Origin of the sequence: Bradyrhizobium jicamae (assembly GCF_018130695.1) — a bacterium.
GTDB classification, from domain to species: Bacteria; Pseudomonadota; Alphaproteobacteria; order Rhizobiales; family Xanthobacteraceae; genus Bradyrhizobium; species Bradyrhizobium jicamae_B.
Window position 1 is genome coordinate 35,961 of sequence record NZ_JAFCJX010000036.1, and the last position, 20,377, is coordinate 56,337.

The 20,377-nt window shown below is 65.1% G+C and carries 23 protein-coding genes; 15 read left to right on the forward strand and 8 right to left on the reverse strand.

Annotated elements, in window-relative coordinates; genetic code table 11:
• Positions 1-73 precede the first annotated feature (73 nt).
• The 5 genes from JQ604_RS35670 to JQ604_RS35690 all read left to right on the forward strand — a co-directional run bounded on the left by JQ604_RS35670 (position 74) and on the right by JQ604_RS35690 (position 4,472).
• Entirely contained in the window at positions 74-1,480 is a 1,407-nt protein-coding gene (locus JQ604_RS35670) for a cytochrome ubiquinol oxidase subunit I (RefSeq protein WP_212365413.1), read from the forward strand.
• Positions 1,477-2,487 (forward strand): cytochrome d ubiquinol oxidase subunit II, encoded by a 1,011-nt coding sequence (gene cydB / locus JQ604_RS35675; RefSeq protein ID WP_212365414.1) that lies wholly within the window; start codon positions 1,477-1,479, stop codon positions 2,485-2,487. Before JQ604_RS35670 ends, cydB begins: the two co-directional genes overlap by 4 nt.
• Entirely contained in the window at positions 2,487-2,615 is a 129-nt protein-coding gene (locus JQ604_RS35680; RefSeq protein WP_212365415.1) for a DUF2474 domain-containing protein, read from the forward strand. Before cydB ends, JQ604_RS35680 begins: the two co-directional genes overlap by 1 nt.
• Positions 2,616-2,783: 168 nt before the next feature.
• A complete protein-coding gene (locus tag JQ604_RS35685) occupies positions 2,784-3,377 on the forward strand; it encodes a L,D-transpeptidase (RefSeq protein ID WP_212365416.1) in 594 nt (197 codons plus the stop codon).
• A 57-nt stretch (positions 3,378-3,434) separates the two neighbouring features.
• Positions 3,435-4,472, forward strand: coding sequence for an amino acid ABC transporter substrate-binding protein (locus JQ604_RS35690; protein WP_212365417.1), 1,038 nt, complete (start codon positions 3,435-3,437; stop codon positions 4,470-4,472).
• Positions 4,473-4,655: 183 nt separating this feature from the next.
• On the opposite strand, the gene JQ604_RS35695 is transcribed toward JQ604_RS35690, so the two are convergent.
• Both JQ604_RS35695 and JQ604_RS35700 read right to left on the reverse strand, forming a co-directional pair.
• Complete coding sequence (locus JQ604_RS35695; RefSeq protein WP_212365418.1) at positions 4,656-5,795, reverse strand: acyl-CoA dehydrogenase family protein; 1,140 nt, start codon at positions 5,793-5,795, stop codon at positions 4,656-4,658.
• 153 nt (positions 5,796-5,948) lie between these two features.
• Positions 5,949-7,133: an acyl-CoA dehydrogenase family protein gene (locus tag JQ604_RS35700; protein ID WP_212365419.1), complete on the reverse strand. Its 1,185-nt coding sequence runs from the start codon at positions 7,131-7,133 to the stop codon at positions 5,949-5,951.
• A gap of 169 nt (positions 7,134-7,302) precedes the next feature.
• Between JQ604_RS35700 and JQ604_RS35705 the strand changes: the two genes are divergently transcribed.
• Complete coding sequence (locus JQ604_RS35705) at positions 7,303-7,848, forward strand: carboxymuconolactone decarboxylase family protein (RefSeq protein ID WP_212365420.1); 546 nt, start codon at positions 7,303-7,305, stop codon at positions 7,846-7,848.
• Positions 7,849-7,987: 139 nt separating this feature from the next.
• Entirely contained in the window at positions 7,988-8,482 is a 495-nt protein-coding gene (locus JQ604_RS35710) for a VOC family protein (protein WP_212365421.1), read from the forward strand.
• Positions 8,483-8,529: 47 nt separating this feature from the next.
• Here the strand turns inward: JQ604_RS35710 and JQ604_RS35715 are convergent, their stop codons facing one another.
• The 4 genes from JQ604_RS35715 to JQ604_RS35730 all read right to left on the reverse strand — a co-directional run bounded on the left by JQ604_RS35715 (position 8,530) and on the right by JQ604_RS35730 (position 11,945).
• Positions 8,530-9,792 carry an MFS transporter gene (locus JQ604_RS35715; RefSeq protein ID WP_212365422.1) on the reverse strand — a complete coding sequence of 421 codons (1,263 nt, stop codon included), beginning with the start codon at positions 9,790-9,792 and terminating at the stop codon, positions 8,530-8,532.
• A 17-nt stretch (positions 9,793-9,809) separates the two neighbouring features.
• The gene (locus JQ604_RS35720) at positions 9,810-9,983 is read right to left on the reverse strand and encodes a hypothetical protein (protein WP_212365423.1); all 174 of its coding nucleotides are present in this window, start codon (positions 9,981-9,983) and stop codon (positions 9,810-9,812) included.
• A gap of 2 nt (positions 9,984-9,985) precedes the next feature.
• Positions 9,986-11,230: an MFS transporter gene (locus JQ604_RS35725; RefSeq protein WP_212365424.1), complete on the reverse strand. Its 1,245-nt coding sequence runs from the start codon at positions 11,228-11,230 to the stop codon at positions 9,986-9,988.
• Between the two features lie 226 nt (positions 11,231-11,456).
• Entirely contained in the window at positions 11,457-11,945 is a 489-nt protein-coding gene (locus JQ604_RS35730) for a type II toxin-antitoxin system HicB family antitoxin (RefSeq protein WP_212365425.1), read from the reverse strand.
• Between the two features lie 50 nt (positions 11,946-11,995).
• Between JQ604_RS35730 and JQ604_RS35735 the strand changes: the two genes are divergently transcribed.
• Complete coding sequence (locus tag JQ604_RS35735) at positions 11,996-12,892, forward strand: protein-L-isoaspartate O-methyltransferase family protein (protein WP_249159138.1); 897 nt, start codon at positions 11,996-11,998, stop codon at positions 12,890-12,892.
• A 12-nt stretch (positions 12,893-12,904) separates the two neighbouring features.
• Here JQ604_RS35735 and JQ604_RS35740 read toward each other — a convergent pair whose 3' ends face one another.
• A complete protein-coding gene (locus JQ604_RS35740) occupies positions 12,905-13,579 on the reverse strand; it encodes a DUF938 domain-containing protein (RefSeq protein WP_212365426.1) in 675 nt (224 codons plus the stop codon).
• A gap of 137 nt (positions 13,580-13,716) precedes the next feature.
• Here JQ604_RS35740 and soxX point away from each other — a divergent pair, with 137 nt between their 5' ends.
• The 7 genes from soxX to JQ604_RS35775 all read left to right on the forward strand — a co-directional run bounded on the left by soxX (position 13,717) and on the right by JQ604_RS35775 (position 19,369).
• The gene (gene soxX / locus JQ604_RS35745) at positions 13,717-14,058 is read left to right on the forward strand and encodes a sulfur oxidation c-type cytochrome SoxX (RefSeq protein ID WP_212365427.1); all 342 of its coding nucleotides are present in this window, start codon (positions 13,717-13,719) and stop codon (positions 14,056-14,058) included.
• A 24-nt stretch (positions 14,059-14,082) separates the two neighbouring features.
• A complete protein-coding gene (gene soxY / locus JQ604_RS35750) occupies positions 14,083-14,577 on the forward strand; it encodes a thiosulfate oxidation carrier protein SoxY (protein WP_212365428.1) in 495 nt (164 codons plus the stop codon).
• 75 nt (positions 14,578-14,652) lie between these two features.
• Positions 14,653-14,964, forward strand: coding sequence for a thiosulfate oxidation carrier complex protein SoxZ (gene soxZ / locus JQ604_RS35755; protein ID WP_212365429.1), 312 nt, complete (start codon positions 14,653-14,655; stop codon positions 14,962-14,964).
• Positions 14,961-15,818 carry a sulfur oxidation c-type cytochrome SoxA gene (gene soxA, locus JQ604_RS35760; RefSeq protein ID WP_212365430.1) on the forward strand — a complete coding sequence of 286 codons (858 nt, stop codon included), beginning with the start codon at positions 14,961-14,963 and terminating at the stop codon, positions 15,816-15,818. Before soxZ ends, soxA begins: the two co-directional genes overlap by 4 nt.
• 8 nt (positions 15,819-15,826) lie before the next feature.
• Positions 15,827-16,132 carry a hypothetical protein gene (locus JQ604_RS35765; RefSeq protein ID WP_212365458.1) on the forward strand — a complete coding sequence of 102 codons (306 nt, stop codon included), beginning with the start codon at positions 15,827-15,829 and terminating at the stop codon, positions 16,130-16,132.
• Between the two features lie 280 nt (positions 16,133-16,412).
• A complete protein-coding gene (gene soxB, locus JQ604_RS35770) occupies positions 16,413-18,161 on the forward strand; it encodes a thiosulfohydrolase SoxB (RefSeq protein ID WP_212365431.1) in 1,749 nt (582 codons plus the stop codon).
• A 167-nt stretch (positions 18,162-18,328) separates the two neighbouring features.
• The gene (locus tag JQ604_RS35775; RefSeq protein WP_212365432.1) at positions 18,329-19,369 is read left to right on the forward strand and encodes an MBL fold metallo-hydrolase; all 1,041 of its coding nucleotides are present in this window, start codon (positions 18,329-18,331) and stop codon (positions 19,367-19,369) included.
• A gap of 95 nt (positions 19,370-19,464) precedes the next feature.
• Here the strand turns inward: JQ604_RS35775 and JQ604_RS35780 are convergent, their stop codons facing one another.
• Complete coding sequence (locus JQ604_RS35780) at positions 19,465-20,214, reverse strand: ABC transporter substrate-binding protein (protein ID WP_249159139.1); 750 nt, start codon at positions 20,212-20,214, stop codon at positions 19,465-19,467.
• Positions 20,215-20,377 lie beyond the last annotated feature (163 nt).

Here is a 20,377-nt window from a genome sequence, read left to right on the forward strand (position 1 = left end):
AGCAAAAGGCGCCGTATTGTCGTCGCGGCCGGCATGATAGGCTCCGCGTCGGAAGCGACATAGGTGTTCAGCGATGTTCGAAGGTTGGGATGCCGTCGCGCTCGCCCGGGCGCAGTTTGCCTTCACGATGTCGTTCCATATCATCTTCCCGGCGTTTTCGATCGGGCTGGCGAGCTATCTCGCGGTGCTGGAAGGCCTGTGGCTGATCACGAAGCGCGAGGTCTTCATCAACCTGTTCAATTACTGGCTGAAGATCTTCGCGGTCGCCTTCGGCATGGGCGTGGTGTCGGGCATCGTGATGTCCTACCAGTTCGGCACCAACTGGGCGGCCTTCGCCGACAAGACCGGCCCGGTGATCGGGCCCCTGATGGCCTATGAGGTGCTGACCGCGTTCTTCCTCGAGGCGGGCTTCCTCGGCGTGATGCTGTTCGGGCTCGAGCGCGTCGGCCCCAGGCTGCATTTCCTGGCGACCCTGATGGTCGCGATCGGCACGCTGATCTCGGCGTTCTGGATTCTCTCCGCCAATTCCTGGATGCAGACCCCGACCGGCCACGCCATCAACGCCGACGGGCAGTTCGTCGCCGCCGACTGGCTCAAGCTGATCTTCAACCCGTCGTTCCCCTACCGCCTCGTGCACATGGTGCTGGCAGCGTATCTGACCACCGCGCTGGTGGTCGGCGCGGTCGGCGCCTACCATCTGCTGCGCGACCAGCATCTCGCCGGCGCCCGCGTGATGTTCTCGATGGCGATGTGGATGGCGACCTTGGTCGCGCCGATCCAGATCCTCGCCGGCGACCAGCACGGCCTCAACACGCTGGAGCATCAGCCGACCAAGATCATGGCCATGGAAGGCCATTTCGTGAGCCACAAGGATGGCGCGCCGCTGATCCTGTTCGGCTGGCCCAACCAGACTGCTGGGCGGATCGACTACGCGATCGAGATTCCGAAGCTCGGCTCCGTCATTCTCAAGCATTCGCCGGATGCGCCGATGGCCGGTCTCGACACCGTGCCGCGTGAAAACTGGCCGCCGGTGCCGATCACCTTCTGGTCGTTCCGCATCATGGTCGGGCTCGGCTTCCTGATGCTGGGGCTCGGCATGCTGAGCCTGTGGCTGCGCTGGCGCGGCAGGCTGTACCACTCGCCGCTGCTGCATCGGTTCGCGATGGTGATGGGGCCGGCGGGCTTCATCGCGGTGCTGGCGGGCTGGATCACCACCGAGACCGGACGGCAGCCGTTCACGGTGTATGGCCTGCTGCGTACCGCGGACTCGGTCTCGCCACTCGCGGCGCCCGCGGTCGGCTCCTCGCTGATCGCGTTCATCATCGTCTATTTCATCGTGTTCATCGCCGGCGTCGTCTATCTGCTGCGACTGATGGCGCAGCCGCCCCATCCCGGTGAGCACGGCCCGTCGAAGGACCTGCCCGCCCGCGCCGCCGGCATCACGCCGGCCGCCGGCACGGTCGCGGAGGGCGCACGATGAGCATCGCGATCGACCTCGCCACCGTCTGGGCCTTCATCATCGCCTTTGCCGTGTTCGTCTATGTCGTGATGGACGGTTTCGATCTCGGCCTCGGCATTCTCTTCCCGTTCTTCCCGAACAAGGCCGATCGCGACGTCATCATGAACAGCGTTGCTCCCGTGTGGGACGGCAACGAGACCTGGCTGGTGCTCGGCGGCGGCGGCATGATGGCGGCGTTTCCGCTGGCCTATGCGGTGCTGATGCCGGCACTCTACACGCCGATGATCGTGATGCTGCTCGGCCTCGTGTTCCGCGGCGTCGCCTTCGAATTCCGCTGGCGCACCCAGAAGGAGCGCAACAAATGGGACGTCGCCTTCGCCGGCGGCTCCATTCTTGCCGCCCTTGCCCAGGGCATTGCGCTCGGCGCCATCCTGCAGGGCGTGCATGTCGAGGGCCGTCACTATGCCGGCGGCTGGTGGGACTGGCTGACGCCGTTCAGCATCCTGACCGGCGTCTCGCTGGTGGTCGGCTATGCGCTGCTCGGCGCGACCTGGCTGGTCATGAAGACCGAGGATAGCTTGCGCGAGCGCGCCTATCATTTCAGCTGGATTCTCCTGATCGCGATGCTGGTCGCGATCGGCGCGGTCAGCGTCGCGACGCCGTTCCTGCATGTGCAGTACATCCATCGCTGGTTCGCCTGGCCGAACATCATCCTGACCGCGCCGGTGCCGATCGCGGTCGCCGCCGTCACCGCGATGCTGCTGCGCGCGCTCGCCAACAAGTACGACTACCAGCCGTTCTTCCTGACGCTGGCGCTGTTCGCGCTGTCCTATGCCGGGCTCGGCATCAGCATGTATCCCTACATCGTGCCGCAGAGCATCACGATCTGGCAGGCGGCTTCGCCGGAGAACAGCCAGGTGTTCATGCTGTTCGGCGTCTCCATCCTGATCCCGCTGATCCTCGCCTACACCGCCTGGGCCTATTGGGTGTTCCGCGGCAAGGTGCGGCACGGCGCCGGCTACCACTGATGGCCGTTGATCCAAATCAACGCCCGCTGGCGCAGCGGCTGCTGTGGTTCGCGGTGCTCTGGCTCGGCGGCGTCGGCACGGTGGCACTGATCTCGCTGGTGCTGCGATTCTGGATCGCGCCGAAATAAGGCAGGTTGTGCGCTGCGCCGGTTCGTGCCGTTCATAAAAAACAGAGGCATTCCAGCAGGGTATCGGCCACGCCCGCCCTAAACTTGCCATCAAACTGTCACTGAGGTTTGATGTTCCGCGATTTGGGTGGAGCAACCATTGGCGGCACGCCACAAGGAGAGCTTTGCATGACGAAACTTCGTCACTCGGTCTGGATGCTGCTTGCCGCGACCACGCTTGCGCTGTCGACATCGCAAGGCTTTGCGCAGCCGCGTCCCGATGCCGACGAGCCGGGCCTGGTCGCCGATGACTCCTACGCGCTCGATCCCGAGTGGCAGAAGCAGGTGGTATACTATCGCACCAACGAGGCGCCGGGCACCATCATCGTCGTGACCGCCGAGCGGCACCTTTATCTCGTGCAGGGCAATGGCCGCGCGATCCGCTACGGCATCGGCGTCGGCCGCGAAGGTTTCACCTGGCAGGGCCTGGTCAACATCACCCGCAAGGCCGAGTGGCCGGACTGGACGCCGCCGCCGGAGATGATCGCGCGCCAGCCCTATCTGCCGCGCTTCATGGCGGGCGGCCCGGGCAATCCGCTCGGCGCGCGCGCGATGTATCTGGGCACCACGGTCTACCGCATCCACGGCACCAATCGGCCCGACACGATCGGCACCGCCGTGTCGTCCGGCTGCTTCCGTCTCGTCAACAACGACGTCGCCGACCTCTACAGCCGCGTCCCCGTCGGCACCAGGGTGGTGATCCGGCAGAAGCCCGAACTGTAGCTTTACCCCGCCTTCGATATCCCTTCCTTCTTCCCGATTATTCGAGAGAGAGAACCCATGCGTACATTTCGAGGCGGCCTGCTGATCGGGCTCGCGGTCGCCGTGCTGGTTGGGGCCGCCGCCATCACTTATGAGCGCTACGACACCAAGACGCTGAAGCGCACCATCCGCCGCGGCGAGGTGCTGTGCGGCGTCAACAAGGGCCTGCCCGGCTTCTCGATCCCCGACGACAAGGGCAACTGGAGCGGCTTCGACGTCGACTTCTGCCGCGCGGTGGCGGCGGCGATCTTCGACGATCCGACGAAGGCGAAGTTCATTCCGCTCGACGCCAGCGAGCGCTTCAAGGAACTGCAGGCCCGCAAGGTCGACATCCTCTCCCGCAACTCGACCTGGAGCATGTCGCGCGAGACCAATTACGACCTCTATTTCCCGGCGGTCGCCTATTATGACGGCGAAGGCTTCATGCTGCCGAAATCGCGCAACATCGATTCCGCGCTCGACCTGAACGGCAGCAAGGTCTGCGTGCAGGCCGACACGACGACGGCGCTGAACCTCGCCGACTATTTCCGTGCCAACAACATGAAGTACACGGAGATGAAGTTTCCGAAGCTCGATGAGGTCGTGAAGGCCTATGACACCGGCCAGTGCGACACCATCACGGCCGACGCCTCGCAGCTCTACGCGCTACGCCTCAACATGTCGAAGCCCGGCGACCACACCATCCTGCCCGACATCATCTCCAAGGAGCCGCTCGCGCCTGTCGTTCGTCTCCGTGACGACGACTGGATGATGATCGTGAAATGGACGCTGTATGCGATGATCAACGCGGAAGAGCTCGGCATCACCTCGAAGAACATCGACGAGGCACTGAAGTCGAAGAAGCCCGAAGTGATGCGCCTGGTCGGCACCGAGGGCGCCTATGGCGAGGACCTCGGTCTCACCAAGGACTGGGCCGCCCGCATCATCCGCCGCGTCGGCAATTACGGCGAGGTCTACGACCGCAACGTCGGCGCCGAGTCCAAGCTGAAGATCCCGCGCGGCCTCAACCAGCTCTGGAGCGCCGGCGGCATCCAGTACGCGCCGCCGATCAGGTAAGTTGGGCAGTAGGCGCCTCCACGCCCACAGTGTCGTCCCCCGCGAAAGCGGGGGCCCCAGTACGCCGCGGCTTCTCGGCTCAAGCACAGTCGTCTCTGGAATACTGGGTCGCCCGCTCCAGTGCGCAATTGCGCACAAGGCGGGCGATGACACCTATGAGGTGGCGACGCCGCGGCTCCGACCTCAATACCCCTTGCCGCGCGCCAGTTGATCCGCGTGGAAGTTGCTGTCGCCGAACAGCTCCTGGCAGACCCGCGCGCGCTTCATGAAGAAGCCGATGTCGAACTGGTCGGTCATGCCCATGCCGCCATGCATCTGCACGCCTTCCTGCACGGCCAGGGTCGCCGTGGCGCCGGCGCGCGCCTTCGCCACGGACACTGCCGTGCCAGCCTTATCGAGATCAGTATCGAGCGCCTGCAGCGCCTTCAGCACCGCCGCACGCGTGATCTCGATCTCGATGTAGAGCTGCGCGGCGCGGTGCTGCAGCGCCTGGAATTCGCCGATCGCCTTGCCGAACTGCTTGCGTTCCTTGAGATACATCACGGTGCGGCCGAACACCTCCTCGGAGAGGCCGACCATCTCGGAGGCGACAGCGCCGCGGCCGATGTTGAGCACGCCGTCGAGCAGGCCATAACCCTGATCGACCTCGCCGAGCACGCTGTCGGCATTGACCTCGACATTGTCGAACACGATTCTTGCAGCGTTATGAGAGTCCACCATCGCGGTGCGCTCGACCGCGAGGCCCTTGGCCTTCGGATCGACCAGGAACAAGGTCAGCCCGTTCCTGTCACCGGCCGCGCCCGCGCTGCGCGCCGCGACGATCAAGAGGTCAGCGGTGTGGCCGTCGACCACGAACGCCTTGTCGCCGGAAAGCTTGAACCCGTTGCCGGAACGAACCGCCTGCAATTTGGTCTGCAACGGACGATGCTTTGCACCTTCATCGATCGCGAGCGCCGCCAGCAGCGAACCGTCGGCGATCTTGGGCAGATGCTGCGCCTTCTGCGCCTCGCTGCCGCCGCGCGACAGTGCCGAGGCCGCGAGCACCGAGGTCGCGAGGAACGGCGACGGCATCAAGGTGCGGCCGATCTCCTCCATCACGATGCCGGCCTCGACCGCGCCGAGCCCGCTGCCGCCGAATTGCTCCGGCACCAGCAGGCCGGAGAAGCCCATCTCGGCAAAGGTTTTCCAGAGGTCACGCGAGAAGCCGGTGGCATCCTTTGCATCGCGAAGGTTGCGCAGATGCGACACGGGTGCCTTGTCGCTGATGAGGCCGCGCGCGCTGTCGCGCAGCAGGGTTTGTTCTTCGGTGAGGACGAGAGCCATTGGTGTATCCGCTATTCTGATCTTCGATCACATTCACTGTTGACCCTCATGGTGAGGAGGCGCCCTGGCGCCGTCTCGAACCACGAGGCCGATATTCGCACCCTCATCCTTCGAGACGCGCGTTCCGCGCTCCTCAGGATGAGGGATTCTCATTCACGCCCCCGGCAGATCCAGGATGCGCTTGGCGACGATGCCGAGCATCACCTCCGACGTGCCGCCCTCGATCGAGTTCGCCTTGGTGCGCAACCAGGCGCGCGGACGCGCGCCGCCCCTGGAGCGGTCGCTTTCCCATTCCAGCGCGTCGATGCCGCCGGCCGACATCAGGATCTCGTAGCGACGCTTGTTGAGCTCGGTGCCGTAATATTTCATCGCCGAGGAGAACGCCGGGTGCGACTGGCCGGCCTTGGCCAGATCGACCGCGCGCTCGGCAGCGGCTGCAAGCGCAGCTTCATCGACCTCGAAGCTCGCGATCTGGCTGCGCAGCTGCGCATCGTCGAGCCGGCCGTGATCGTCGGCGCCGACGGAGTCGGCCGCGATCTGGCCGAGCGGACGGCCGACGCCGCGCTCGCCCATGCCCGAGATCATCGCCCGCTCATGCTGCAGCAGGTATTTCGCGACATCCCAGCCGCGATTGACGGTGCCCACGACGTGCGACTTCGGCACGCGCACATTGTCGAAGAAGGTTTCGCAGAACGGCGAGTAGCCGGAGATCAGCAGGATCGGCTTCGTCGTCACGCCCTTCGAGGCCATGTCGAACAGGATGAAGCTGATGCCGTCATGCTTCTTCGCGGCGGGATCGGTGCGAACCAGGCAGAAGATCCAGTCGGCATAATTGGCATAGGACGTCCAGATCTTCTGGCCGTTGATGACATAGTGATCGCCGTCGCTCTCGGCGCGGGTCTGCAGCGAGGCAAGGTCGGAGCCGGCGTTCGGCTCGGAATAGCCCTGGCACCAGCGGATCAGGCCCGCGGTGATCTTCGGCAGATGCTCCTTCTTCTGCTCTTCGGTGCCATATTTCAGCAGCGCCGGCCCGAGCATCGAAATGCCGAACGAGGTCAGCGGTTGCCGCGCGCCGATCGCCGCCATCTCCTGCCGCACGATCTTGGCCTGTTCGCCGTCAAGGCCGCCGCCGCCATATTCCTTCGGCCAGTGCGGCACGGTCCAGCCCTTGTCGCGCATCCGTTCGAACCAGACGCGCTGCGCGTCGGAGGAATATTTCGCGTTACGGCCGCCCCAGAACGTGTCGCCGTCCGAGGTCATCGGCTTGCGCATTTCCGGCGGGCAGTTCTGCTCCAGCCAGGCGCGGGTTTCACTGCGGAATTTTTCGAGATCAGACATTGAGGCGTTTCCGGGGTCGGGATTGACGAATTGGATTCGACCTTAGTCACAGCACCGCCGAATTCAATATGTCTTGCGACCGCGCCATGCTCTGGCGTCGGTGGTCAGTGCACGCGATCGGGTGTATGCGCGAAGTGAGATAACAATTGAAAAACAAGGGGAAACCGTCATGCGGCTGAAACTGCTTTCGCCTGGCGAAATGAACGCTGCACAAAAAGAAACCTATGACGAGTCGATTGCCGGCAAGCGCGGCGCCCCGCCGGCGCCGATGATGGCCTGGCTGAACAGCCCCGAAATGGCACGGCACGCTACAAGGCTCGGCGAGGTCTTGCGCTTCGACACGATCTTTCCGCCAAAGCTGTCGGAGATCGCGATCCTCGTCACCGCGCGGCACTGGACCGCGCATTACGAATGGTACGCGCACAAGCGGCTGGCGCTGAAGGGCGGCATGGATCCAAAGCTGATCGAGGACATCCGCGTTCGCCGCACCCCGCATTTCGACGATCCCAAGGCGAAGATGATCTACGACGTCGCCAAGGCGCTGCATGAGGGCCACGGCCTGCCGAGGGCGCTGTATGATGAGGCGGTCGAGGTGCTCAGCCTGCGCGGCGTGGTCGAGGTGATCGGCCTCTGCGGCTACTACACCATGGTGTCGATGACGCTGAACACGTTCGAGTTCGAGGTGCCCGGCGGGGAGCTGTCCGAGCTGGCGTAGCCGCCCGGTCCACCATCATTGCCGGTCCGGAAACGCTGGGTTTCAGGATCGGCCGCTCGTGCTCCGGCGGAGTTGGACTATATCGAAGGCGAAGCCTCGCCGCTGACCGCCGGGGCGTGAGTCCAACTGGAGCCGTCCCATGCCGCAGAATCCTCCCATCATCGCCGGGACCCGGATCGGGCATGTCCATCTCAAGGTCGCCGATCTCGAACGCGCGCTCGGCTTCTATTGCGGCGTGCTGGGCTTCGAGCTGATGCAGAAAATGGGCTCGGCGGCGGCCTTCATCTCCGCCGGCGGCTATCATCACCACATCGGCCTCAACACCTGGGAGAGCAAGGGCGGCCATCCGCCGCCGCCGGGTACCACCGGCCTCTTCCACACCGCGATCCTCTACCCGACCCGCGCCGCACTCGCCGACGCGCTGCATCGGGTGATCTCATCAGGCATCCAGCTCGACGGCGCCAGCGACCATGGTGTCAGCCAGGCGCTGTACTTGCGCGACCCCGACGAGAACGGCGTCGAGCTCTATTGGGACCGGCCCGAGGCCGAATGGCCGCGCACCGCGGATGGAAAGCTGGCGATGTTCACGCAGCGGCTCGATCTGGACGATCTGCTGCGGGCGCGGGAGGGGTAATCTTGTAGCCCGGATGAAGCGCAGCGAAATCCGGGATAGGTCTCGCCTCATGTCGACGTCGGCCCCGGATTGCGCTTCGCTCCATCCGGGCTACGCCCGCGGACCATGACCATCACCGCTGCGATGACCTCCAGCCCGATACACCCGTAAAACGGCAACGCGTAGCCGCCGGAGAGATCGCGCAGCAGACCGACCACGCCGGGGCCGAACGCGTAGGTGACCTGGTTGATCGCGGTGATCAGGCTGATCAGCACGCCGAACGCGCGCGGATCGAACTCGCGCTGCACGATCAACGCCGGCAGCGTGATCAGATTGCCGACGGAGAAGCCGAACAGCCCGCAGGCCGCGATCAGCGCGATGTCGCTGCGCAGGTTGATCACGACGAGCAGCGCGATCGCCTGGCTCAGGAACGACAGCGCCGAGGCGAGTCGCTGGTTCAGCTGGTCGATCACAAAGGAGAACGAGACGCGGCCGACCACGGCCATCGCGGTGAGCAACGCCATCGCCACAGTGGCGCGCTCACGGCCAATCACGCCGTCCAGGAAAGTGATGAGGTGGACGATGAAGCCGACCTGGGCGAATAGCACCAGCGCGAACGCGGTCGAGACCGAGAGGAAGCCGATATCGCGGAACGCCCGCGCCCGGACCTGCGTCGGCGACGGCGCATCCATTGCGGCGGCCGTGACGGCGCGGAGATGCACCGGCGGCTCGCCGACGAAGATCAGGATGATCGGGACCATCGTCACGACCAGCAACACGGCGGATGCGATCATCGCGCCGGCGAAGCCGAAATAGCCGATCCCGGCGACCAGCAAGGGCACGCCGACGATACCGCCAAAACTGGCGCCGTTCAGCGCCAGGCTGATCGCCATACCGCGCTTGGTGTCGAACCAGAGGCCGAGCGTGTTGGTGATGATGCCGAGGCTGGTGCCGGCCCAGCCGAAGGCGAGCACGGCATTCGCAAGATAGAGCTGCCAGGGCGTGGTGACCCAGCCGATCGAGAGCGCCGCCGCGGCCATCGCAAAGGTGCCGGCGATCAGGCAATTCCTTGGACCGAATGCCTTGATCGCCTCGCTCGCGAAGGCGACCAGCACGGCGCCGAACAGATAGAAGAACGTGGTGCCGGAGGAGATCAGCGAGGTCGGCCAGCCGTGCTGGCGATGCAGCTCGGCGACATAGACACTCTGGCCGTAGAAGCCGAGCCCCCAGCCGAAGGTCGCGAGCAGGAAGCAGACGGCGACGATCCGCCAGCCGTCATAGCGGTAGGAGGTCTCGTCGATCGTGCTGCGCGTATGCGTGGATGCGTCCATCTTGTGCTCTTTGCGTCTCACATCAGGTCAGGAATCGTTCGGTCCTGACGATGTAAGAAGGCCCGCAAGGCGATCACTTCGATGGCGATCGAAGTGTCAGCTGTTGGCAGCAAGAGGACATTTTTGGGCATGATCTCATCGGAAAACCGCGCCACACTTTGCGCTAACGCGGCCCTTCGGGTCCGGATCATGCCTAGAGACTCGGCTCCGGAAACTCGTCGACCTCGCGCAGTTTCGCCCGCCGCTTGGCGAAGGACGCGAACGACAGCACGGCGAGCCCCAGCAGCACCGGCGGAAACACCACCATGTTGACGGCGTTCCAGCCGTAATGCGCAAGCAGCTGGCCCGACGAGAACGAGCCGATCGCCATCATGCCGAACACCAGGAAATCGTTGAAGGCCTGCACCTTGTTGCGCTCCTGCGGCCGGTGCGTTTCCAGCACCAGCGCGGAGGCGCCGACGAAAGCGAAATTCCAGCCCACGCCGAGCACGATCAGCGTCGCCCAGAAGTGCGGCGCGGTGATGCCGGAGAGCCCGATCATCGCGGCCACCGCCTCCAGCGTCAGGCCAAGCGCGACGATGCGCGGTGCGCCGAAGCGCGCGATCAGCGAGCCCGTGAAGAAGCTCGGGCCGTACATCGCCACGATGTGCCACTGAATGCCGAAATTGGAATCGCTGACCGTGAGCCCGCACATCTTCATCGCGAGCGGCGCCGAGGTCATCACGAGGTTCATCATGGGATAGGCGATCACGCCGCACAGCGCCGCGGCGATGAAGCGCGGCTGCCTTGCGATCTGCAGCAGCGGCCGGCCGCCATGCAGGTCGGCCGCCGCCGGCTTCGGCGCATGCACGCCGGCGAGAATCGCCATCGCCACCAGCGCGACGGCCGCCTGCACCACGAAGGAGAACGCGAACAGATACGGTGACCAGAACTCCATGGTCCATTGCACGAGCTGCGGCCCGAGCACGCCGGCGAACACGCCGCCCGCCATCACCCACGACACCGCCTTCGGCCGGAACGCGGCGCTGGCGCCGTCGGCCGCGGCAAAACGATAGGATTGCGCCACCGCGCCATAGAGCCCGCCGAGGAAGGTCGCGCCGCAGAACAGCCAGAACGAGGCGTGCAGGATCGCCCATGCCCCGAGCATGCCGGTCAGCGCGCCGCAGAAGGTGCCGATGATGAAGGCAACGCGGCGGCCGTAGGCGCGCGAGATCCAGCCGGTCGGCAGCGTGCCGGCGGCGAGCCCCAGCACATACATCGACAGCGGCACGGTCGCGAGCGAGATGTCCGGCGCCAGCGTCGCGCCGACGATCGAGCCGGTCGCGAAGATGACGGCCGAATTGGCTCCCGTCAGCGCCTGCGCCGCCGCCAGCAGCAGCACATTGCGCCGCGCGCGCGTATCGTCGTCGGTCTCGGCAGTGGCTGTCACGTCGATCATCAGGCGTTCCCGCGGCCCCGGCGGGAGCCCTTGTTTGGCCGGCACTATGGAGAGACGCAGCAGGTCGATCAACCAGCGCAAAACGACGAACGCCATGCGGGATGTGCACGGTGCGTCGGGGATTGCCCACCCTTCAGAAATCGTAGGGCGGATTAGCCGAAGGCGTAATCCGCCGACCGGTGTTGCGGCAATGGCGGATTACGCTTCGCTAATCCGCCCTACGATTCTATCGCATGATCCTCTTCCCCGCCCGCTTGTCCGCACGCAGCGCGCCGGCCCTGTGGGCCTTGGAGCGCGACGTTGGCGTCGGCGGCGGGAAACGCCATTCGAGCGCCAGCGTGGCGGCGAAGCCGAAGAAGCTGGAGCGGCTCATGCCCATGCCGGCGGCGTGGCGGTCGATCTTGGCGATCAGGCTCTTCGGCAGATAGACGTTGACGCGCTCGGAGGGATCGGGCGGATCGACGCCGACCATGAAGAACGCCGCGACATCGGAGCCCTTCGGCGGCACGATGGTCTCGATCGGCGTCGGCTCCGGCATCGGCCGGCCCTGCTCGGCCCAGCCGTCGACCGCCTGCGCGAGTGCTGCTTCCGCGCGCTCGATCGCCTCCTCCTGCGAGCGCCCGGCGACGACGCAGCCCGGAAAGTCCGGAAACCACGCGCCGAACGCACCGCGAGGCCCGCGCTCGAGCACTGCCGGATAGAGCCGTCGTTTCATGCTGGCCTCCTGCGTCGAGGTATGCTATTTCACACACCATGGTGTGTCAAATGACACATTCACCTGACGAGGTGCCCCGCATGGACCGGCAGACCGAGCTCCGCATCATCCGCGCGGCCTATGCCAAACAGATCGCGGCCGCCGTCCGCGTCGACAATGCGCGCGTGATCGAGGCGTTCGCCACGATCCCTCGCGAGGATTTCGTCGGGCCCGGACCATGGATGATGCGGCGGATGAACGGCTACGTGCCGACGCCCGACGCCGATCCGGTCTATCTCTACACCGACAATCTGGTTGGCCTGGTGCCTGAGCGCGGCCTCAACAACGGACAGCCCTCGCTGCATGCCTATCTGATGCAACAGGCGGCGCCCGCGGCCGGCGACCACGTGGTGCATGTCGGAACCGGGACCGGCTATTACACCGCGATACTCGCCCATCTGGTCGGGCCGTCCGGCCGGGTGACGGGAATCGAATTTGATGGCGATCTCGCCGCGCGCGCCCGCGCCAATCTGGCATCGTTTGGCAATGTCGAGATCATCGCAGGCGACGGCACGCAGGTGCCGTTCGATCCGGCCGACGTCATCTATGTCAATGCCGGCTGCACGCAGCCGGCGGAGCGCTGGTTGAGCAACCTTGCCAACCGCGGTCGCCTGATCCTGCCGATGACGTCGAATGACGGTTTTCGCAGCCTCGCACCCGAGCGCATCGCGCAGGCCGGCGCGGTGTTCTGCATTTGGCGCGGCGGCACCGACTACTACGCGACATGGATCTCGCCGGTGGCGATCTTTCCCTGCGCCGGCGGCCGCGACGAGGCCTCCGAGAAGGCGCTTGCAGACGCTTTTGCGCGCGGCGGCTGGGACAAGGTCACGCGGCTTTATCGCGACAGCGACATTCCCGACGAGCGCTGCTGGGTTCGCGGCGAGGGATGGTGTCTGGCGTTCGAATGATCCGCCCGACGATCACGTTCGCGCAAACATCAGCATCATGTTGTTGGCGGGCATCTCGAAGCTGCCGGCGAGCTTCAATCCGACACCGCCCGCAAGCTTCTCGAGATCTGCGATGTCGCGCACACCCCAATCCGCGTCGCGCTCGCGCAAGGAGGTGTCGAACACCGCATTGCTGAGCGCGGTGTGCTTGCCGTCGCGCTTGAACGGGCCATACAGAAACAGCCGCCCGTCCGGCCGCAACTGCCGCGCGGCGCCGGCGAACAGGCCTTCGGCGACACTCCACGGCGCGATGTGGATGACATTGGCGCAGAAGATCGCGAGCAATTTATCCGGCCCCTCGCCTTCCGCAGGCGCGACCTGCCAGGCGGGATCGGAGAGATCGATCCGCTGTGGCTCGCGGATGTTGGCGAGGCCTGAATGCGTGCGCCAGGCCTCGATGCTGCGCAGATGCGACGGCTGCAGATCGCTCGGCCACCAGACGATGTCGGGCGTATGCCCGGCAAAGAACACAACATGCTGGCCGGTGCCGCTGCCGGCCTCCAGCACGTCGCCGGATCGTCCGGCGAGAAACCCCTTCAGCACATCCCAGATCGGCGCATGATTGCGATGGAACGCCGCCGCATCGAGCCGCCCGTCTGCTTCCACCCGCCGGCCATCCTTGCCGAACTCCACCACATATTCCGCCACGTCGCTCTCCCGTCCGCTATCATACGTTAACCCCGGCTCGACCCCGCCTATTCTCCACGTTGCCAGCCAATGGTCTTTGTGCTTTTCACCTCCTATATTGCGCCTTTGGCGCAGAGATTTAAGCCCGGGAAACGCCTTTGATCGCCCATCTTTCCAAGCCGGCCCTGGTCCTGGCGCTGCTGGCCGGCACCGCCGCTCCGGTATCAGCCCAAACGCCCGCGGACGGCCAGAAACTCGCCTTCGACCGCAGCAAGGGCAATTGCCTGACCTGCCATGTCATCAAGGGCGGCGACCTGCCCGGCTCGATCGGCCCGGAACTGACCGACCTGAAAAACAAATACAGCCGTGACGAGCTGATCGCGATCGTCACCGACGAGACCAAGCGCAACCCGCTGACCGTGATGCCTCCCTTCGGACGGAACCGGATCCTGTCCGAGAAGGAGATCAATTCGGTGGTGGATTTCCTGCAGACGCTGTGACGCGCGGGATTTGAGGAGATTTCGATGAGCATCATGAGCCCCGAGTTTTTCGCCAATCGCCGCCTGGTGCTGAAGGGCATCGGCGTCGCCGCGCTGGTCGGCTTCGGCGTCATTCCGCTCGACGTGCCGCAGGCGCTCGCCGCCGCGAACGACAAATATCCGGAAGAGGCGTTCAAGCAGAAGACCGAGGCCGAGGCGATCAAGGCGCTCTATGGCAAGACGCCTGAAGCATCCGACAAGGTGAAGATGGACGCGCCCGAGATTGCCGAGAACGGCGCCGTGGTGCCGATCGCGGTAACGACGACGCTGGCAGACGTCACCTCGATCTCGTTCCTGGTCAGCGAGAACCCGATCACGCTGGTCGCGTCCTACAGGATTCCCGCCGGCACGCTGCCTGCTGTCGGCAACCGCATCAAGATGGCGAAGACCAGCAACGTCATCGTGCTCGTCGAAGCCGGCGGCAAGCTCTACAGCGCCACCAAGGAAGTCAAAGTCACCGTCGGCGGCTGCGGCGGTTAATGCGCGCATGATCCGGAAAAGTGGACACCGGTTTTCCGATCAGATCATGCGCCAGACAAGATAAGGAGCAGTGAGATGGCATCGAGCATTCGCGTGCGCGCAACGTCCAACGGCGACACCACCGAGGTGCAGGCGCTGATCCAGCACCCGATGGATTCCGGCTTCGTCAAGGACGCCAAGGGCGAGATCATTCCGCCGCATTTCATCCAGCAGCTGACCTTCGAGTATGACGGCAAGCCGGTGTTCCTCGCCGACTGGGGCGGCGGCGTCTCCAAGGACCCCTACGTGAAATTCTCCTTCAAGGGCGGCAAGAAGGGCGACGACCTCAAGGTGAGCTGGAGCGACAACAAGGGCGCCACCGACTCCACCACGGCGAAGATTCAATGATGTGGCGCGTCGCACTTCCCCTCGCCACCGCCTTTGCGGTGAGCCTGCTCGCGCTGGCGCCGATCACGCGCGCGGCCGACGCGGTCAATCCCGAGGCCGACAAGAAGGCGTTCCAGAAGTTCTTCACCGACAAGTTTCCCAAGGTGAAGTTCGACGATTTCGTCAACGGTCCCTATTCGATGAATGAGGACCTGCACAAGCAGTGGGAAGAGAAGGAGCAGTTTCCGCCCTACGAGTTCTCGCTCGAAGCCGGCAAGGAGATGTTCTCGAAGCCGTTCAAGAACGGCAAATCCTATGAGGATTGCTTCCCCAATAAAGGCATCGGCATCCGCCAGAACTATCCCTATTTCGACGAGAAGGAAGGCAAGGTCGTCACCCTCGAGCTCGCGCTCAACCGCTGCCGCGAGGCCAATGGCGAAGCGCCGTTTTCCTATGTGAAGGACGAGATGGCGGCGCTGACCGCGTACATGGCCTACACCTCGCGCGGCAAGCCGATGGACATCAAGATACCCAGCGATCCGCGCGCGCTCGAAGCCTATGAGAAGGGCAAGGAATATTTCTACACCCGCCGCGGCCAGCTCAACTTCTCCTGCGCCACCTGCCATGTGCAGAGCCCGGGCGAGCGCATCCGCGCCGAAATACTGGCGCCGGCGCTCGGCATTTTGAACGCGATGCCTATCTATCGCTCGGAATGGTCCGGCATGGGCACGACCAGCCGCCGCTTCACCACCTGCAACAGCCAGATCCGTGGCGTGCCGCTCAGCCCGCAGGACGACGAATATCGCAACGTCGAATATTACCTCTCCTATGTCAGCAATGGACTGCCGATCTCGGGGCCGGGAGCCAGACCATGAGCGCGGCCATGAAGATGACACTCTTGGCAGGCGCGATGGCGCTGTTGGCCGGCACGGGCGCGGCGGAAGCCGCGTCCGAGGCCGACTACAAGGCGGCCTATGCCGCGGCCGAAGCTGCGAACAAGGAAGCGGGCGCATTGCGCAATCAATGGACCACGACGGCATCCACCCTCGCCGCGTCGAAGAAGGCCGCCGATGCCGGCGATTTCGATGCGGCGCTGGCACAGGCCAGGGAAGCCGAAGCACTGGCGAAAGCATCGATCTTCCAGGCGACGTCGGAGAAGGAACGCTGGAAGGATTTGGAAATCCGCTGACGCGTTATGGGTGGAGCGCCGCTGCACGCACACGGCACTCTCTCTCCCGCTTGCGATCTGTGCGGCTGAGCATGAGTTAGGGACGCACCGGCGGAAGGGTTCCCTCCCCCCTTGTGGGGGAGGGTTAGGGAGAGGGGTAAGCCGCACGGGCGGTGATCGTGGCTTACCCCTCTCTCCAACTCTCCCCCACAAGGGGGGAGAGAGCCCTACCACCGCCCGCGTGGCTTTAGACCTGATGCGCGCGTTGATGCGACGTGGCGCGCGGAGACGTTAGAGAGTGATGAAGATCCGCCGCCGGGAGCTGTTGAAGGCGAGTGCTGCGATCGCGCTGGCGGGCAGCCTGCCGCGGCTGGCGCGGGGCGCCGACACATCGGGCGTCTACGATCTCGAGCGCTTCGGCAATGCGCGCATCCTGCACACGACAGATACGCATGCGCAGCTGAGGCCCGTGTTCTTCCGCGAGCCCAGCGTCAATCTCGGTGTCGGCGCGATGGCAGGGCAGCCGCCGCATCTGGTCGGCAAGGCGTTTCTGGATCGGTTCGGCATCCGCCCCGACAGCGCCGATGCCTATGCCTTCACCTGCGTCGAGTTCGAGAAGGCGGCGCCCCGCTTCGGCAAGCTCGGCGGCTTCGCACATCTGAAGACGCTGATCGACAAGCTCCGTGCCGATGTCGGCGAGAAGCGCTCGCTGCTGCTCGACGGCGGCGATCTCTGGCAGGGCACGGGTCTGTCGAACGCGATGCGCGGCGCCGACATGGTGGAGGCCGCCAATCTGCTCGGCATCGAGGCGATGACCGGGCACTGGGAATTCACCTATGGCGAGCAGGCGCTGCGCGACAACCTCGCGCGCTTCAAGGGCGAGTTCCTGGCGCAGAACGTGTTCCTGACCGAGGAAGCCGCCTTCAACGACGCCAAGGCGTTCGACCCGGCCTCGGGCCGCGTGTTCAAGCCGTCGGTCATCAAGGAGATCGGCGGACACCGTATCGCTGTGATCGGCCAGGCCTTCCCCTACGTGCCGATCGCGCATCCCAAGCGCTTCACGCCGGACTGGACCTTCGGCATCCGCGACGAGGAGCTGCAGAAGCTGGTCGACGGCCATCGCAGCAACGACAAGGTCGACGCGGTAATCCTGCTGTCGCACAACGGCATGGACGTCGATCTCAAGCTCGCCAGCCGCGTCAGCGGCATCGACGTCATCCTCGGCGGCCACACCCACGACGCGGTGCCGCAGCCGATCAGTGTGCAGAACGCCGGTGGCGTCACGCTGGTCACCAATGCCGGCTCGAACGGCAAATTCCTCGGCGTGCTCGATCTCGATCTCGGCAAGGGCAAGGTCGCCAATGTACGCTACCGCTTGCTGCCGGTGTTCGCCGAGCTCTTGAAGCCCGATCCGGCGATGCAGGCGCTGATCGACAAGATGCGCGAGCCGCACGCGACCGAATGGAGCGAGAAAATCGGCGCCGCCGACCGCTTGCTCTACCGCCGCGGCAATTTCTCCGGCACCGTGGACCAGTTGATCTGCGACGCGCTGCTCAGCGAGCTCGACACCGAGATCGCACTGTCGCCGGGCTTCCGCTGGGGCCTGACCGCGCTCGCCGGCCAGCCGCTGACGATGGACGATCTGCTGTCGGAAACCGCGATCACCTATCCGGAGACCTACGTTGCGACCATGACCGGCGGCCAGATCAAGGACGTGCTGGAAGACGTCTGCGACAACCTCTTCAACGCCGATCCCTATCACCAGCAGGGCGGCGACATGGTCCGCGTCGGCGGCCTCGCCTATACCTGCAGCCCGGCAGAGCCGATCGGCAAGCGCATCTCCGAGCTGAAGCTCGCGCACGGCAAGCACCTCGAGGCGCACAAGCACTACAAGGTCGCGGGCTGGGCCTCCGTCAACGAGCAGCAGGGCGCGCCGGTCTGGGACGTCGTCGCAAAACACCTGCGCGCCGGGCGGCCGCCGAACCGCGACGCGCCGGGCGTGACGCTGAAAGGCGTCGAGGACAATCCGGGCATCACGGGGCTCGGCTGATGCAGGCGCCACCCTCGGGCGTGATGCAGCCGACGGAATTGCAGGTGCAGGGCTGGAGCGACGTGCGGCCGTAAGTCCTGTGCGCGGAGACGATTTTGATTTGAGACGATGGTTTTTCTAGAATATTATGCTCCCTGAGACTTAATTCAGGGAATAGGTAAGCCGTCATGATCTTTCGTCAGCTGTTCGACAGCGTGTCCGGCACCTACAGCTATCTGCTCGCGAGCCGCGCCGGCGGCGAGGCGCTGATCCTCGATCCCGTGCTGGAAAAGGCCGACCGCTACTGCCAGCTGCTGCGCGAGCTCGACCTGCGCCTCGTCAAGGCCGTCGACACTCATCTGCACGCCGATCACGTCACCGGCCTCGGCGAGCTGCGCGACCGCACCCAATGCATCACCATCATGGGCGAGCAGAGCAAGGCCGACGTGGTCTCGATGCGCGTTGCCGACGGCGACAAGGTCATGATCGAAGGGCTGAGCCTGGAGGCGATCTACACGCCCGGCCATACCGACGATTCCTACAGCTATCTGATGGGCGACCGTGTCTTCACCGGCGACACGCTGTTGATCCGCGGCACCGGCCGCACCGACTTCCAGAACGGCAGCGCGCGGGCGCAGTATGAGTCGATCTTCAATCGCCTGCTGAAGCTGCCCGACGAGACGATGGTGTTCCCCGCGCACGACTACAAGGGCGACACCGTCTCCACCATCGGCGAGGAGAAGCGCTACAATCCGCGGCTGCAGGTGAAATCGGTCGACGACTACATCGAGCTGATGAACAATCTGCATCTGCCCAATCCGAAGATGATGGACGTCGCGGTGCCCGCCAACATGCATGTCGGCCTGCACCAGGATGAGCTCGCCAAGGAAGGCCGCTCGCTGACCGCGCGCGACGCGATCGCGAGCCTCGGCCGGCCGGAGATCCTGCTGGTCGATTTGCGCGAGACCGGCGAGCGAACAAAACACGGCACCCTGTCAGGCGCGCTGCACGCGCCCTATGGCGGGATCTGCGAGAGCCTGCAGCCCGGCGGCATGCTGCGCGAAGTCGCCGCCGCCACCGGCCGCCGCGTCGTGTTCTTCTGCGCCTTCGGCGAACGCTCGGCGATGGCCGTGGCCGCCGCGAAGAAGGCCGGACTGGAAAACACCGCGCATATCGAAGGTGGCATCGACGCCTGGAAGAAGGCCGGCGGGCCTGTGCTGCACGGGTGAGCTTCGTAGGGTGGGCAAAAGGCGCGCTTGCGCCGTGCCCACCATTCTCGGCGCGCTCGTGATGGTGGGCACGTCGCTGCGCTCTTTTGCCCACCCTACGGCAGTACGACGCGCTTCAACTCCGCCGTCAGCCGATCCAGCGCATCCGCCAGCATCACGCCGCCGCACACCGTGAACCGTTCCGGCAGCACGAGGCGCTTGTCGGGCGGATAGAACCGCTCCAGCGCGGGATGCAGCAGGAAGGCGCGGCCATCATCCTCGGCGCGGTCGCCGGCTTCCGACACCAGGATGAAATCCGGCCGCAATTTCACGATCGCCTCCAGCGAGGCGAAGCCGCCATTGGCGAAACCGAGCTCCGCGGCGGGGTTGATGAGACCGGCCGTGGTGAGCAGCGAATTGACCAGGCTGTCATCGCCGGACACCCAACCGCGGCGCGCCAGCGGCAGCACGCGATAATGCTTCCCGGTCACCGCCGCCCTTGCCCGCGCGATCGCGGCGTCGAGGCGCGCGATCGCGGCATTGGCGCGATCGGGATGCTGCACCACCTCGCCCATCTCGCGGATCTGTGCCTTCACCTCGTCCAGCGTGCGCGGCACCGTGAACTCGACCAGATGCAGCCCTTTCGCCTTCAGCAGTTCACGTGTCGCCCGCTTGTCAAACAGGCTCGCCACCACGATGTCGGGTTTTGCAATCAGCACATCCTCCGCACCACCCGACAGGATCGGATAGCGCCGCGCATCGCCCGCGGCAAAGGACTGCCAGTCGTCGCGCGAGAAGCGGCTGAGGCCGATGATCTGGTCGGGGTCGGCCAGCGACAGCAGCAACTGGTCGCTGCAGACATTCATCGAGACGATGCGCGGGCCGGTTGCGTGGGCGGTGGTGGAGAGAGCGCATGTGAGTGCCACAAGCGCCGATAGAATGAAGCTGCGACCGCGACGGCGCTGCGCCCCCTCTCCCGCTTGCGGGGGAGGGTTGGGGTGGGGGTATCTCCGCGAGTCACATGGTGGA

Bases quoted from the DNA above. Each gene is read 5' to 3' on its own strand.
- JQ604_RS35670 (WP_212365413.1), top strand. From the start codon at position 74: ATGTTCGAAGGTTGGGATGCCGTCGCGCTCGCCCGGGCGCAGTTTGCC.
- cydB (WP_212365414.1), top strand. From the start codon at position 1,477: ATGAGCATCGCGATCGACCTCGCCACCGTCTGGGCCTTCATCATCGCC.
- JQ604_RS35680 (WP_212365415.1), top strand. From the start codon at position 2,487: ATGGCCGTTGATCCAAATCAACGCCCGCTGGCGCAGCGGCTGCTGTGG.
- JQ604_RS35685 (WP_212365416.1), top strand. From the start codon at position 2,784: ATGACGAAACTTCGTCACTCGGTCTGGATGCTGCTTGCCGCGACCACG.
- JQ604_RS35690 (WP_212365417.1), top strand. From the start codon at position 3,435: ATGCGTACATTTCGAGGCGGCCTGCTGATCGGGCTCGCGGTCGCCGTG.
- JQ604_RS35695 (WP_212365418.1), bottom strand. From the start codon at position 5,795: ATGGCTCTCGTCCTCACCGAAGAACAAACCCTGCTGCGCGACAGCGCG.
- JQ604_RS35700 (WP_212365419.1), bottom strand. From the start codon at position 7,133: ATGTCTGATCTCGAAAAATTCCGCAGTGAAACCCGCGCCTGGCTGGAG.
- JQ604_RS35705 (WP_212365420.1), top strand. From the start codon at position 7,303: ATGCGGCTGAAACTGCTTTCGCCTGGCGAAATGAACGCTGCACAAAAA.
- JQ604_RS35710 (WP_212365421.1), top strand. From the start codon at position 7,988: ATGCCGCAGAATCCTCCCATCATCGCCGGGACCCGGATCGGGCATGTC.
- JQ604_RS35715 (WP_212365422.1), bottom strand. From the start codon at position 9,792: ATGGACGCATCCACGCATACGCGCAGCACGATCGACGAGACCTCCTAC.
- JQ604_RS35720 (WP_212365423.1), bottom strand. From the start codon at position 9,983: ATGATCCGGACCCGAAGGGCCGCGTTAGCGCAAAGTGTGGCGCGGTTT.
- JQ604_RS35725 (WP_212365424.1), bottom strand. From the start codon at position 11,230: ATGATCGACGTGACAGCCACTGCCGAGACCGACGACGATACGCGCGCG.
- JQ604_RS35730 (WP_212365425.1), bottom strand. From the start codon at position 11,945: ATGAAACGACGGCTCTATCCGGCAGTGCTCGAGCGCGGGCCTCGCGGT.
- JQ604_RS35735 (WP_249159138.1), top strand. From the start codon at position 11,996: ATGACACATTCACCTGACGAGGTGCCCCGCATGGACCGGCAGACCGAG.
- soxY (WP_212365428.1), top strand. From the start codon at position 14,083: ATGAGCATCATGAGCCCCGAGTTTTTCGCCAATCGCCGCCTGGTGCTG.
- soxZ (WP_212365429.1), top strand. From the start codon at position 14,653: ATGGCATCGAGCATTCGCGTGCGCGCAACGTCCAACGGCGACACCACC.
- soxA (WP_212365430.1), top strand. From the start codon at position 14,961: ATGATGTGGCGCGTCGCACTTCCCCTCGCCACCGCCTTTGCGGTGAGC.
- JQ604_RS35765 (WP_212365458.1), top strand. From the start codon at position 15,827: ATGAAGATGACACTCTTGGCAGGCGCGATGGCGCTGTTGGCCGGCACG.
- soxB (WP_212365431.1), top strand. From the start codon at position 16,413: ATGAAGATCCGCCGCCGGGAGCTGTTGAAGGCGAGTGCTGCGATCGCG.
- JQ604_RS35775 (WP_212365432.1), top strand. From the start codon at position 18,329: ATGATCTTTCGTCAGCTGTTCGACAGCGTGTCCGGCACCTACAGCTAT.
- JQ604_RS35780 (WP_249159139.1), bottom strand. From the start codon at position 20,214: ATGAATGTCTGCAGCGACCAGTTGCTGCTGTCGCTGGCCGACCCCGAC.